The organism is Chloracidobacterium sp., from assembly GCA_016715795.1.
Lineage (GTDB): Bacteria > Acidobacteriota > Blastocatellia > Pyrinomonadales > Pyrinomonadaceae > OLB17.
This window is the reverse complement of record JADJXP010000001.1, coordinates 93,396-106,095: the sequence shown is the minus strand read 5'-3', so window position 1 is coordinate 106,095 and position 12,700 is coordinate 93,396. Positions and strand designations below refer to the sequence as shown.

Genomic DNA, 12,700 nt, shown 5'->3' with positions numbered 1-12,700 from the left:
CTAATTGTCGATACTCGAATTATAGACCCAAACATCAGGTGGTTCAACCATTTTTCGGAGGAGAAAAGGTATGTCAAAACGTCTCGCACTTATCATCGCAGCCGTTGTGGTTGCCGCAGGTTTTTTGTATCTGAAAGACGCTGGATCGGTCCCACTGCCCACGGATCCCAAAACGGCCGCCGTCGCCCATTATGGAAAGATCCCGCTTCACTTTGAGGAGAATGTCGGCCAAAGCGACGCCGAGGTGCGATATACGGCGCGCGGCCGCGGCTATTCGATGATGCTGGCTCGTGACCGTGCCTTGGTCGCCCTTCAAAATGACAATAGGTCTGGCCTTCTTGAAATGTCATTTGCCGGCAGGCAGGCTGAAGCGGCGATCACGGCCGAGAACGAGCTTGAAGGCAAGGTCAACTATCTGATCGGGACCGATCCCTCTGATTGGAAGACGGACATCGCAACCTTTGAAAAAGTCAGATATCGGGAGATATATCGCGGGATAGACCTGGTTTTCTACGGCAACCAGCAAGAGCTTGAGTTCGACCTTGTCGTAAGTTCTGACGCTTCGCCCGATACGATCGCCCTCGAATTCTCCGGTGCCGACGAACTTGCGTTGGCGGAGAACGGCGATCTTCTGATCTCGGTCGCCGGGACGCAGATCGTGCAGCGTAAGCCTTTTGCCTATCAGGAGTTGAACGGCGAAAGGCTCGAAGTCGCCGCAAGATATTCGATACGCGCAGACTCGGCCGAAAAACGGAGAATTAGCTTCGTGGTCGGTGAATACGACGGTTCACGGCCGCTGATCATCGATCCCGTGCTGACGTATTCGACTTTCTTGGGCGGAACGCCGGGGACAGGAGGCTTTAACATCGGTGACCGGGCAACCGGGATCGCCCTCGATCCGAGCGGCAACGCATACGTGACCGGGACGACAACGTCGTCCACCTTCCCGACCGCCAATCCCTTTCAAACACAGATAACGGGCGGCGCCTCCGCATTTGTCACAAAGATCAATGCCGCCGGGACGGGCTTTCTCTATTCGACCTATCTGAATGGGATCGCTATTCCTCAGGGCGGGAATACGCTCGCGGCTGCCATTGCCGTCAACGCCGGCGGAAACGCATTTGTTACGGGTATTACTCAGGCCTGTAATTTCCCCACGACGCCAGGGGTATTCCTACCGTCAACCGCGCCGGGCTGCGGCGGTAACTTCAAGGGCTTTTTGACCAAACTAAACACGGCCGGGAATGGCTTGGATTACAGCACATATATCGGCGATCCCGCCTTTGGCTTTAACGGTGAAATGTTGGCCGTTGCCGTCGACGGATCGAACAGTGCTTATGTTGCGGGCTTCAATTCACTTTCGACCTTCCCGACGACGGCCGGGGCGTTCCGTCCGGCTCCGGCTCCCGGTTCTGGAGCTGATGGGTTTGTGATGAAATTCAACCCGGCGGGAACCGGCCTCGTTTACTCGACCTTCCTCGGCGGCGGCAACCTTAATGCTGCCGATGCGTTCGGGCTGCAGAGTTCGGTGGCACAGTCGATCGCGCTTGATTCATCAAACAATGTCGTCGTTACGGGACATACGACGGCGACAAATTTTCCTGTCACTGCGGGCGCGGTCCAGTCGCAGTATTCCGGATTTCGTGACGGTTTTGTGACCAAGCTCAACTCCACCGGCACGGGAGTGCTCTTCTCGACGTATCTCGGCGGTTCGGGCCGTGACGCCGAGCCAGCTAATGTTGCCGTCGATGCCTCGAACAACGTATATATTGCTACAAACACCCAATCAAATAACTTCCCGACGACGGCCACATCGTTTCAGCCGTTCGCTCCAAGCACAGGCTTTAGCGTTTCAACGGCGCTTACCAAGCTGAGCCCTGCGGGATCGATGATCTACTCGACCTTTACAGGCTTCAGCACGGCAACCGTTGGCTACACCAGCAATATCACCGTCGATGGCAGCGGACGAGCATATGTCGCTGGTAACGGCGCCACGGAGGTCTTTCCGGTGAACCAGATCGCGCTGCCGATCACCCCGTCACAAACCAATTTTATTGGCAGGTTCAACACCGCCGGAACAGGGCTGTTCTTCGGCACATATCTCAACGGGACTGCCGGCAACGGCACCGCGATCTACGACATCGCCGTTGATGCGAATGGCAACTCCTACCTCACAGGAGCAACAACCGAGACGAACTTTCCTGTTACTGCCGGTGCACCCCAGGCCGTGAACCAAAACACCTTACTCGGCAACGCCTTCATCTCAAAGGTCAGCCTCGCGGGCGGTGATTGTCCCGCGATCACCATAGATCCGCAGCCGTCAAAAGTGATCGTCCGCAATCGTCCCTATAGCCAGCAATTGGTGGCCACTGGGGGCACCGGGCCTTACAGCTTCTCGGTATTCCCGGGATTTGCACCTAACCAACTGCCGTCCGGGATCACACTTTCGTCGAGTGGATTGCTTAGCGGCACATACACGGGCATCGCGGGGACAAATCGAGTCGCGATCCGAGCGGCGGATGCCAACGGGTGCGTCGGCGTCCGGCCCTATCTGCAAAAGATCTTTTACGGAAACCGGCCGCTCGATTTTGACGGCGATCTGAAGGCCGATCTTGCGATCTTTCGGCCGTCGAATGGCACATGGTACCGATTCGACAGTTTTCGCAACATCAGCTTTCAACTCACTCAATTTGGTGCGAATGGCGACATTCCCGCTCCTGGCGATTTTGACGGTGACGGTATCCTGGACCTTACAATTTTCCGGCCGTCGAACGGAACATGGTTTCGAATGGAAAGCCTGACCGGCAACGTCTCGGGATTCCAATTCGGGGCTAACGGAGACATACCGGTCGTCGGCGACTATGACGGCGACAGCATCAGCGACCTCGCGCTATTCCGCCCGTCGAACGGCATCTGGTACATTCTCCAGAGCACCGGCGGCTTTACCTACGTTCAATTTGGCGCGAATGGCGACAAGCCGGTCGTCGGCGATTACGACGGTGACGGACGCAGCGACGTTTGTGTTTTCAGGCCGTCGTCGGGTTCGTGGTTCAGGATCCACAGCAGCAATGGACAGTTTGTGCCGTTCGGCTTCGGGACGAACGGAGACGTGCCCGTCCGAGGCGATTTTAACGGCGGCGGGCAGGCCGACCTCGCGCTTTTCCGGCCGTCAAACGGGACGTGGTATTTCACCTATACCGAGAACGGGCAGTTTAGCGCGCTTCAATTCGGTTCTGCAGGCGATGTTCCGGTCGCGAGCGATTACGATGGCGATAACAAGGCCGACATCGCCGTCTGGCGGCCATCGACGGGCATTTGGTATGTGATCCGCAGTCTTACGAGCAGCTTCTACTCTGTCCAGTTCGGTGCGAATGGCGATATACCGATAGCCTCGCAGTAGCTGCGGTATGGTCTCTGCCGCCGGTGTATCCACCGACTTTATTGTCAATGGGATCCGCCAGTTTGAGTTCCTCGCCTGCCGCATCCGGTGAGCTTGCAGGTGTCCGCAAGGTGGGATACGCTTGTCACGGAATCACGTCAACGAGTTTCCGATCTGCCGGCACGATGCCGGTTCGCCCGATCTAGATCTTAAGGAGGAACTTCAATGAGAGTCATTATTAATGTGGTCGTACTTACGGTGCTGGCAATGTGGGTAGTCACCTCACAAACAAAGGTTGGCATCGGGGCCGCTGAGGCCGCTCCGCCCGCCGCGAAATACACGCTTACGCCCTACGGCTGGGGAAATCCGGTCAAGAGCTACAACTTTGTCAGGATGAATAATTCGACCGGTGAATCATTCTTTTCAAATGCCGGCACTTGGAAAAAGATAGATGACGATGCACCTGTACCTGCAGGTGACTATGAGGCGAAGATTGCCTCCACTGCCGACTTTGCTGCGGTCATACGGTTCGACAAGATCTCGGGCAGAACGTGGTGGATGGTCAACAATAAATGGACCGAGGTTAAGAACCCGCAGTAAGCTGACGCTGCGCGGCGGCCCGTCGGTCATCGGACAACGATATTTACGAGCCGTTTTGGCACGACGACGATCTTCACGACATCCTTTCCGTCGGTGTATTCACGGACCTTTGCATCCGCAAAGGCCTGATACTCAAGCTCTTGGTCTGTCGCCTCGGGCGACGCCATCAGTCGCGAGCGCAGCTTGCCGTTGATCTGGACAGCGATCTCGATCTCGTCGGCTTTGGCGAGTTCGGCGTTGTATTCTGGGAACCGGGCACCCTGGGCGATCATTCCCGCGTCGTTAGCCGTCAGCACGGCATACAATTCCTCCGCCGTATGCGGTGCGAACGGCGTCAGCATCAGCACGAGCGCCGTCAACGCTTCATGCACCGCCGCGATCGTCTCGTCATCGGCCCGCTGGGTCTCGATGTCGCCGATCTGATTCGACAATTCCATCAATGCCGCGACCGGCGTATTGAACTGCAAACTCTCAAAACTGTCGCCGACCCGCTTGATCGTCTGATGTGTTTTTTGTCGGAGCCGACGCGAGTCAGAACCACCTGCGGTAGCGGGTGTTTGAACGCTCGAATGCGTCGAGCCTGCTGCCTGCTGCCACTTATAAACCAAACGCCAAACGCGCTGCAAAAACCTGACGGCCCCTTCGATGCCGGCCTCGTTCCAAACGAGTTCGTTTTCGATCGGCGCCGCGAACATCACGAACAGCCGCGCCGCATCGGCGCCGTAGATTTCGACCATCTCATCGGGATCGACGCCGTTGCCTTTGGACTTCGACATTCGCTCGATCGCATGCCTGAGCGGTTTACCGTCGGAGGATAAAGCCTTTGTTATCTTGCCTTTGCCGTCACGCTCGACCGTCACCTGATCTGGCTGAACATAGACACGCTTGCCGCTCGAGTCGTCAAAGAACGTCTCGCCGACGACCATTCCCTGTGTCAATAAACGCTTGAACGGTTCGTTGAACTGGACCAAGTCCATGTCGCGCATCACCTTTGTCCAAAACCGTGCATAGATCAGGTGCATAACGGCATGGTCATCACCGCCGATATATTGATCGACCGGCGTCCAGTAGGCCGCCTCCTCGGGGCCGAAGGGCAGTATCTCGTTGTCGTGATCGGTGTAGCGATAGTAATACCAGCTTGAGTCAACGAACGTGTCCATCGTGTCCGTCTCACGGCGCGCGGGGCCGTCGCAGTTGGGGCACGTCGTCTGAAACCAGTCCGGTAGTTTTGCCAGCGGCGATTCACCGGTGCCTGAAAAATCCGCTGTTTCGGGCAGTTCGACCGGTAGATTCTCAAATTTCTCAGGGACGACGCCGCACGAATCGCAATAAACGATCGGTATCGGCGAGCCCCAAAAACGCTGCCGCGATATCCCCCAATCGCGTAGCCGATAGGTGATCGCGGCCTCACCGAAGAGATGTTTTTTGGCGTATTCGGCCATCTCTTTCTTGGCCTTCTCGCTTGTCTTGCCGTTCCAAAAATCGGAATGCACCAGGACGCCTTCGTCCTCCAACGCCACCTCCAACGCCATCGCCTGCATCGTGTGATGAGCATGTTCCATGTGCGGCTCTGAGATGACCTGTCGGATAGGCAGATCGAATTTCTTGGCGAACTCAAAATCCCGCTCGTCGTGCGCCGGCACGCTCATCAACGCTCCCGTGCCGTATTCCATCATCACGTAGTTGCCGACCCAGACGGGAATTTCCTCGTCGCTGAACGGATTGATCGCCTTCAGGCCCGTGTCGATGCCGTCCTTTTCTATCTCTGCTTCATGGTCGGCGGGCCGGGCATTCTCGACGCGGATCATCGCGATCTTTGCCGCGACATCCTCCGCGAAGTTGTCCATGTTGGCCTGGATCACCGGATGTTCCGCAGCCAGGACAAGAGCATTCACACCGTAGATCGTGTCGATGCGCGTGGTGAATACGCGGACCCGATGCTTACCGAGATCGGTGGTGCTTGTGAGGCCGCTCACCAGCGGGCAGTAGAACAGCGAATCGCCCGCCGGCCTGATCTCAAAATCGACGAACGCGCCTTCGCTGCGGCCAATCCAGTCGCTCTGGCGTTTGAGCACATTCGCCGGCCAGCCATCGGCGATCTCGGTCATGTCGTCGAGGAGCTGGTCTGTGTAGGCGGTCGTCTTTAGGAACCACTGCTCGATCTCCTTCTTCGTTACCGGATTGCCGCATCGCCAGCACAGGCCGCCGCTCGCCTGCTCGTTCGACAGCGTGGCCTGGTCGGTAGAGCACCAGTTGACCTGCGTAACCTTCTTATACGCCAGGCCCATCTCGTGCATCTTCAGGAAGAACCACTGATCGAACTTGTAATAATCCGGCCTGTGAGCAAACATCTGCCGCCGCCAGTCATAGCTCAGACCGAGCCGCTCAAGCTGGCCGCGCATTGCCTTGATGTTCTGCTCGGTCCACTCGCGCGGGTTGACGCCGCGTTTGATCGCCGCGTCCTCAGCCGGCTGCCCGAACGAGTCCCAGCCGATCGGATGCAGCACGTTAAAGCCTCGCAGCCGCTTGTACCAGGCCATCGCGTCGCCCGCCGAATAGTTGCGCACATGGCCCATATGCAGGTTGCCCGACGGATACGGCAGCATCTCGAGCTGGTAGAATTTCGGCCGCGGATCGCCCGCCTCGGCATGAAAAGCCCCGGAATCGGCCCACTTCTTCTGCCACCGCTGCTCGACCTTTTTTGCAAAATACTTTTCGTCCATATCTGGATACGCCAATACCCTTCTGAAACCCAATTAGTAATTACTAATTATTAATTATCTGCTGGGACGCCGCTTCGCGAGAGATCGCGAGCGGCTATCTAAGAGCGAGGCTGTTCTTGCCGAACGACATATCAAGAGTTTAGTTAAACGCCGTCAGCATGTCCAATTTTTCTTTGCTATACAACCGATTCGTGCTACTATCGCAGAACCTGATAGACCGCTGAGTTTACAGGAAGATTTACTGAATGATCACTTTAATAGATCTGCAGACCGCCGATACTTGATCTCAGTCACGCGTTAGGCCGTCTGCCCCCAAAAACAGGAGGCAAACACGATGGCCGACCGTCATAATACCCAATCCGCCCGCCGCATCGACGCTCTCAATAAGTCCGACCTCAACCGCCTGACAATTCAAAAGCCGCGCCTCTCTGACGACGTGCTAACGGCGCTCGCCAATGCGCCGGAGAACCGCCGCGCCCGCCAGGTCAGCGAATGGGAACGCCTGCGACGCCAGTCATTCCGCGCGGCCGCCCGTTAACACTTTTCACTTATCACCTATCACTTATTCCGAAAAGTCAGACGTGATAAGTAAGGATCTCAAAGGTAGAACAGCCCGAGTCGTGGAATTCCGGCTTCTTCGCGAAGGCGTTTGAGGAGCATCAGTTCGTAGGTCGTGCGATACGCTTCGGGTTCCATATCGGCCTTGTAGCCCCGAAGCTGCGATGCTACGTCGCGTTCGATCGCTTTCAGTCGGGTCTTGTCCCAATTCGCGAGCATCGCTCGGTCGAGTAGTTTCTCGATATCGCCAAGCGTGGCATCGACCGTTTCGGGGTCATCCGATAGGTTTCCGGCAAGCTCGTGCAGCCGAGCGACGGCGCGGATGATGTCCTCTTGAAGGAATTCGTCCTCGTTCTCTCTTAGCCGTTCGATGGCGTCAGCTATATGTGCCGCGATCTTCTCCGTCGAAAATGCAATCTCCCGGCTCTCGTCTCCCGTCTCCCGATTCTTCCCTGTTTGCGACGTCACCCATTCGGCGTATTGCGCCTCTACCTCCTCGCGACAGTAGAAGAGGCTTTTGATCGTGCGCGTTCCGGGCGGCTGCTTGTCAAAAACGTCAAACACCGACTCGATCGCCCGAATGACAATATGCAGCGGAATGCCTCGCTCCTGCCACGATTCCATCATGGCCCAGTCGAGCGGGCTCAGCAGCAGATGCTTCTGCCGCCGTCGCACGAACGTGTCTTCGATCTCAGTGAAGTAGTTGAAGTAGTTCAAAACGGTAGTTTAACATTCAACCTCTTCTCCGCGTCCTCCGCGATTCTGCTCTGCGACCTCTGCGTGGAACAGATCTTCCACGCAGAGACCGCCGAGAATTTCGCAGAGAACGCCGAGAAAGCGAAGAACCCTTGACTTTTGCAGGCTTTTGTGCTACGCTGTTGCGAAAATGAGACAGGACGGAGCGGAGATCACTTTTTTGCGCGAAATTCGTGGAACACCGCACCAAAATCGATGTTAAGCTCAATGGACAGAAGGGTTTACAGCGTTCCGCCCGAGGCGGAACACGGGCGGAACACTAACGGAACGTTCCGGAACAGAACAAGGAAATTTGACTATGCAGGCCGCTAAGGAAAGGACCGAAAACCAAGCCGATCTGGCGACGCAGTATCGCGAGGTCAGGGCCTACACCGAGCAGCTCTGCAAGCCGCTTGAGATCGAGGATTACATTCCCCAGCCGATCATCGACGCGTCGCCGCCGAAGTGGAACATCGCTCACACGACATGGTTCTTTGAGGAAATGGTCCTGAAGCGGTTCGCACCGGACTATAAGGTCTTTGACGAGCGGTTCGGGTTTTTATTCAATAGCTACTACAACACCATCGGCGATCGCACAAAACGCGAACATCGCGGCGACCTCAGCCGGCCAACAGTTGCTCAGGTTTTTGAGTATCGTCGATATGTGGATGAAGCGATGGGGCGTCTCTTGTCATCCACCGCCGAGCAGGCTAGCGTTCAACCACCCGCTACCGCAGGCGGTTCTGACTTGCCCGACCTTGTTATTCTCGGCATGAATCATGAGCAGCAGCATCAGGAACTGTTTCTGACCGATCTGAAATATGCTTTCAGCGTCAATCCGCTATTACCTGCGTATAGGAACGACTGGGTGCCGGAGGAAAGGTCAGAACCGTCTGCGTCAGCGGGCGGTGAGTTCGTTGAGGCTGAGTCTTCTGAGAGGAACCGGCCGCCCGCTGACGCAGGCGGTTCTGACAGGTCGGGCATCTACGAGATCGGCTACGCGGGCTACGGGTTTTGTTTTGATAATGAACTCGCACGGCACAAGGTCTATCTCAACGACTTCACGATCTCCGACCGGTTGGTGAGGAACGAAGAATTTGTCGAATTCATCGAATCCGGCGGCTATCACGATCATCGCCTTTGGCACTCGGATGGTTGGGATTGGGTAAATGAGAATGTGGTTACGTCGCCGCTTTACTGGCAGTTAAGTGATGGGGAATGGATGCATTTTACGCTGGGCGGCCTGCGGCCGCTGCCGCCGCAGGCACCGGTCTGTCACGTGTCGTTCTATGAGGCCGCAGCGTTTGCCGAGTGGAGCGGAATGAGGCTGCCGACCGAGTTCGAGTGGGAAGCGGCGAGCGACAAATTCACTTGGGGCCTGCGTTGGGAATGGACAAATTCCGCTTACCTGCCCTATCCGGGATTCAAGAAGGCCGCCGGCGCGGTGGGCGAATATAACGGCAAATTTATGGTCAACCAGATGGTCCTGCGCGGCGCGTCCGTCGCCACACCGCCCGGTCACAGCCGCCCGACATACAGGAATTTTTTCCAGCCGCATCTAAGGTGGCAGTTCACAGGCATACGGTTGGCAGGATAAGGACTTGAAACCACGGATGAACACAGATAGACACAGATCAGAAGCAGGCAATCTTGTTATCTGTGTTTATCTGTGTCCATCTGTGGTTAATTTCTAATGCAGCAATCATCAACACCAGAGAGAACCCAATTTGCCGGCGACGTGCTCGGGGGGCTGTCGGCGACGCCGAAGTATTTGTTGTCAAAGTATTTCTACGACGACGAAGGCTCGCGGCTGTTTCAGGAGATCATGAAGCTGCCCGAATACTACCTGACCGGCTGCGAGAAGGAGATATTCGAGACTCAGACCGAAGCGATACATCAGGCGTTCACCGACGGCCGAGATTTCGACTTGATCGAACTCGGTGCAGGCGACGGCACAAAGACGGCAATCCTTATCCGACACTTTCTCGAACGCGGCGCGGACATTTTGTACTCACCGATCGATATCTCGCAGGTAGCCCTCGTCGCGCTGGCGGCGAAGTTCAATGCCGAGTTTCCAACGCTCAAGATCGCCGCGCGCAATGGCGATTATTTCAAGATACTCGGCGAGCTAAAGAACATTCGCGGGCGACGCAAGGTGCTGATGTTCCTCGGCTCAAACGTCGGCAACTTTTCGCGCGAGCAATCGGTAGCATTCTTTCGCTCGCTGCGCGGCGTGATGAATAACGACGACCTGCTGTTCATCGGCTTTGACCTGCAGAAGGACCCGCACGTGATCGCCGCAGCGTATGACGATGCCGCGCGTGTGACCGCACAGTTCAATCTTAATTTGCTGACGCGAATAAACCGCGAGCTTGGCGGCAACTTTGATATCGACGGCTTTACTCACTACGCGAACTATCGCCCTATCGAGGGTTCCGCCCGCTCGTACCTGATCAGCCGCGAAAAGCAAACCGTCCACATCGCCGCACTAGGCCGCGATTTTGAGTTCGATCAATGGGAAGCGGTGTTTATGGAGATATCGCAGAAATATTCGCTGGCCATGATCGGATCGCTCGCCGCCGAGAGCGGTTTTGAAGTGGCGCACAATTTCTTTGATAGCCGTCGATATTACTGCGATTCCTTGTGGCGGCCGCTCTGAGTTCGAGCCTTAGCTTGTTTCGTGCACTCAAGGGAGACAAGCTAAAGCTTGAACTGAGAACCTTCTTATGAACATTACGATCCTCCGCTTTGACATGCTCGGCTCGACCAACGACGAGGCTGCGAATCACGCCCGTCGAGGTGCGGTTGAGGGCCTATGCGTGATCGCGCGGCAGCAAACCGCCGGTCGCGGCCGAATGGGTCGCAGTTGGGCCTCGGAGCCCGACGCCGGTTTGTATTTCAGTAGCGTCCTACGGCCAAAGATCGCCCGCGAGCAATTGGGGTTGCTCACGCTGATGGCGGGCATTGCCGTGCACGACACGCTTAGCGAATTTGGCCTTTCGCCCGATATTAAATGGGTCAACGACATTCTCGTCAATGAAAGGAAGATCAGCGGCATCCTCGGCGAAGCTGTCGAAACGCCCACGGGCCTGGCCGTGATCCTCGGCATCGGCATCAATGTAAAAGACACATCGACGTTGGACATCGCGACCTCCATTGAGACCGAGCTATCAGAACCGGGAGCGGTAGCGACCGGATTCCGGTCACAAGAAGCGGATTCAATGCGGCTGGTCGAGACAGCGCTAATCGAGAAGTTGATTAATTGGTACAAAACGCTCAGCGACGACCGGGCGGCCATCATCGACGAATGGGCCCGCCGCTCGTCATATTTCCGCGGCAAGCACGTCTGCGTGACCATATCTGACGGCATCATCGAGGGCACGACCGACGGGCTTGAACCGAACGGCGCACTGCGTGTTAAACTTGCCGACGGCTCGGTGAGTATCGTCCAGGCCGGCGATGTCGAGAGATTGAGAGAGAAGAAATAGCCACGAATGCACGAATAAGACATCTTCATTCGTGCATTCGTGGCTGTCCATCACGTTCGAATGCGTCTATCGGAGATTCATCCTGCGTTCTATCACACGCGTATCTGGCAAAAACGCCTGACGCGGCGCATCACCGATGCCGTGAGCGGACGCTTCGCATCGACGCGGTCCGATGACGACCTCAAATACACCTGTAAGAAGCACCAATCGCTGCTCCGCCGCCGTCTCGGCGACAGCGATCCGCAATTGCAGGAGAATAAGGTGCATAACCTTCGCCTCGCGGTGCCGCATCTCGACGGACTGTTGATACGCCCGGGCGAGACTTTTTCATTCTGGCGAGCGGTCGGTGAGACGACCGCCGAAAAAGGCTATCTCGAGGGAATGCAGTTGTCACGCGGCGAGGTCGTGCGCGGCGTCGGCGGCGGGCTTTGCCAGCTGTCGAATCTGCTGTATTGGATGGCCCTGCATACGCCGCTTGAGGTCGTCGAGCGGCATCACCACAGCTTTGACCCGTTCCCCGACGAGAACCGTACGCTGCCGTTCGGTTCGGGCTGCGGCGTGTTTTACAACTACATCGACCTGCGGTTTTTCAATTCAACGGATATGACCTTTCAACTTCGCGTCCGCGTCGGCGACGAGCATTTGAAAGGTGCGATACTGACCGACACCGAACCGCTTTACAGCTATCACGTCTTTGAGCGTAACCATCGCTTCCTGAGCAAGAACGGCAAGAATTACCGTGAGAATGAGATATGGCGCGAGGTCATCGATCGCCGCACCGGCAACCGGATCGCTGAGGAATTGCTCGTGCAAAACCACGCTGAGGTCAAGTACGAATTGAACTTTGCGGCCGCAGCGTGTAACGTGTAGGTTACGCATTTTGCCTTATGAGCCACGAGTACGACAACCCGCCTGACTGGGATCTCGACGAGGATTTTGACGAGGAACTTGCCGAATTCGACGAGTTTGACGCCGAGATCGACAACGTCTCGATGCGCACGGCCGTGATGCAAAAAGACAAGATGATCGCCCTGCTGTGCATCAAAACAGCCTCGGTCGGCGCCGCCATTTGCCGCGTCGATCCCCGCGAAGAGCGCCCCGCCGTGCAGATCTACGACGATCCGAACGCCGCCGTGGAATGGTTCACCCGCAGCCTCAGCACGAGCCGCAAGAATGGCTGGAACGTGATCTACGACGGCCTCCCACTACAAGGATAA

The 12,700-nt window shown here is 56.5% G+C and carries 10 protein-coding genes; 8 read left to right on the top strand and 2 right to left on the bottom strand.

Annotated elements, in window-relative coordinates:
• The first annotated feature begins 70 nt into the window (after window positions 1–70).
• Window positions 71–3,400, top strand: a complete 3,330-nt coding sequence (locus IPM59_00545) for an SBBP repeat-containing protein (protein MBK9214081.1) — start codon at window positions 71–73, stop codon at window positions 3,398–3,400.
• Window positions 3,401–3,604: 204 nt separating this feature from the next.
• A complete protein-coding gene (locus IPM59_00540) occupies window positions 3,605–3,979 on the top strand; it encodes a hypothetical protein (protein MBK9214080.1) in 375 nt (124 codons plus the stop codon).
• 26 nt (window positions 3,980–4,005) lie between these two features.
• On the opposite strand, the gene IPM59_00535 is transcribed toward IPM59_00540, so the two are convergent.
• Window positions 4,006–6,702, bottom strand: a complete 2,697-nt coding sequence (locus tag IPM59_00535; protein ID MBK9214079.1) for a leucine--tRNA ligase — start codon at window positions 6,700–6,702, stop codon at window positions 4,006–4,008.
• A 334-nt stretch (window positions 6,703–7,036) separates the two neighbouring features.
• On the opposite strand from IPM59_00535, the gene IPM59_00530 reads away from it, so the two are divergent.
• Window positions 7,037–7,240, top strand: a complete 204-nt coding sequence (locus IPM59_00530) for a hypothetical protein (GenBank protein ID MBK9214078.1) — start codon at window positions 7,037–7,039, stop codon at window positions 7,238–7,240.
• Window positions 7,241–7,299: 59 nt separating this feature from the next.
• Here IPM59_00530 and IPM59_00525 read toward each other — a convergent pair whose 3' ends face one another.
• A complete protein-coding gene (locus IPM59_00525) occupies window positions 7,300–7,977 on the bottom strand; it encodes a hypothetical protein (protein ID MBK9214077.1) in 678 nt (225 codons plus the stop codon).
• Between the two features lie 337 nt (window positions 7,978–8,314).
• Here IPM59_00525 and IPM59_00520 point away from each other — a divergent pair, with 337 nt between their 5' ends.
• The 5 genes from IPM59_00520 (at window position 8,315) to IPM59_00500 (ending at window position 12,700) form a co-directional block, all read left to right on the top strand.
• Window positions 8,315–9,592 (top strand): ergothioneine biosynthesis protein EgtB, encoded by a 1,278-nt coding sequence (locus IPM59_00520; GenBank protein MBK9214076.1) that lies wholly within the window; start codon window positions 8,315–8,317, stop codon window positions 9,590–9,592.
• Between the two features lie 96 nt (window positions 9,593–9,688).
• The gene (gene egtD / locus IPM59_00515) at window positions 9,689–10,654 is read left to right on the top strand and encodes an L-histidine N(alpha)-methyltransferase (GenBank protein MBK9214075.1); all 966 of its coding nucleotides are present in this window, start codon (window positions 9,689–9,691) and stop codon (window positions 10,652–10,654) included.
• 67 nt (window positions 10,655–10,721) lie between these two features.
• Window positions 10,722–11,483, top strand: a complete 762-nt coding sequence (locus tag IPM59_00510) for a biotin--[acetyl-CoA-carboxylase] ligase (protein MBK9214074.1) — start codon at window positions 10,722–10,724, stop codon at window positions 11,481–11,483.
• 60 nt (window positions 11,484–11,543) lie between these two features.
• On the top strand, window positions 11,544–12,353 hold the full coding sequence (locus IPM59_00505; GenBank protein MBK9214073.1) for a VanW family protein: 810 nt from the start codon (window positions 11,544–11,546) through the stop codon (window positions 12,351–12,353).
• 17 nt (window positions 12,354–12,370) lie between these two features.
• Window positions 12,371–12,700: a hypothetical protein gene (locus tag IPM59_00500; protein ID MBK9214072.1), complete on the top strand. Its 330-nt coding sequence runs from the start codon at window positions 12,371–12,373 to the stop codon at window positions 12,698–12,700.

Bases quoted from the DNA above. Each gene is read 5' to 3' on its own strand.
- IPM59_00545 (MBK9214081.1), top strand. From the start codon at position 71: ATGTCAAAACGTCTCGCACTTATCATCGCAGCCGTTGTGGTTGCCGCA.
- IPM59_00540 (MBK9214080.1), top strand. From the start codon at position 3,605: ATGAGAGTCATTATTAATGTGGTCGTACTTACGGTGCTGGCAATGTGG.
- IPM59_00535 (MBK9214079.1), bottom strand. From the start codon at position 6,702: ATGGACGAAAAGTATTTTGCAAAAAAGGTCGAGCAGCGGTGGCAGAAG.
- IPM59_00530 (MBK9214078.1), top strand. From the start codon at position 7,037: ATGGCCGACCGTCATAATACCCAATCCGCCCGCCGCATCGACGCTCTC.
- IPM59_00520 (MBK9214076.1), top strand. From the start codon at position 8,315: ATGCAGGCCGCTAAGGAAAGGACCGAAAACCAAGCCGATCTGGCGACG.
- egtD (MBK9214075.1), top strand. From the start codon at position 9,689: ATGCAGCAATCATCAACACCAGAGAGAACCCAATTTGCCGGCGACGTG.
- IPM59_00510 (MBK9214074.1), top strand. From the start codon at position 10,722: ATGAACATTACGATCCTCCGCTTTGACATGCTCGGCTCGACCAACGAC.
- IPM59_00505 (MBK9214073.1), top strand. From the start codon at position 11,544: ATGCGTCTATCGGAGATTCATCCTGCGTTCTATCACACGCGTATCTGG.
- IPM59_00500 (MBK9214072.1), top strand. From the start codon at position 12,371: ATGAGCCACGAGTACGACAACCCGCCTGACTGGGATCTCGACGAGGAT.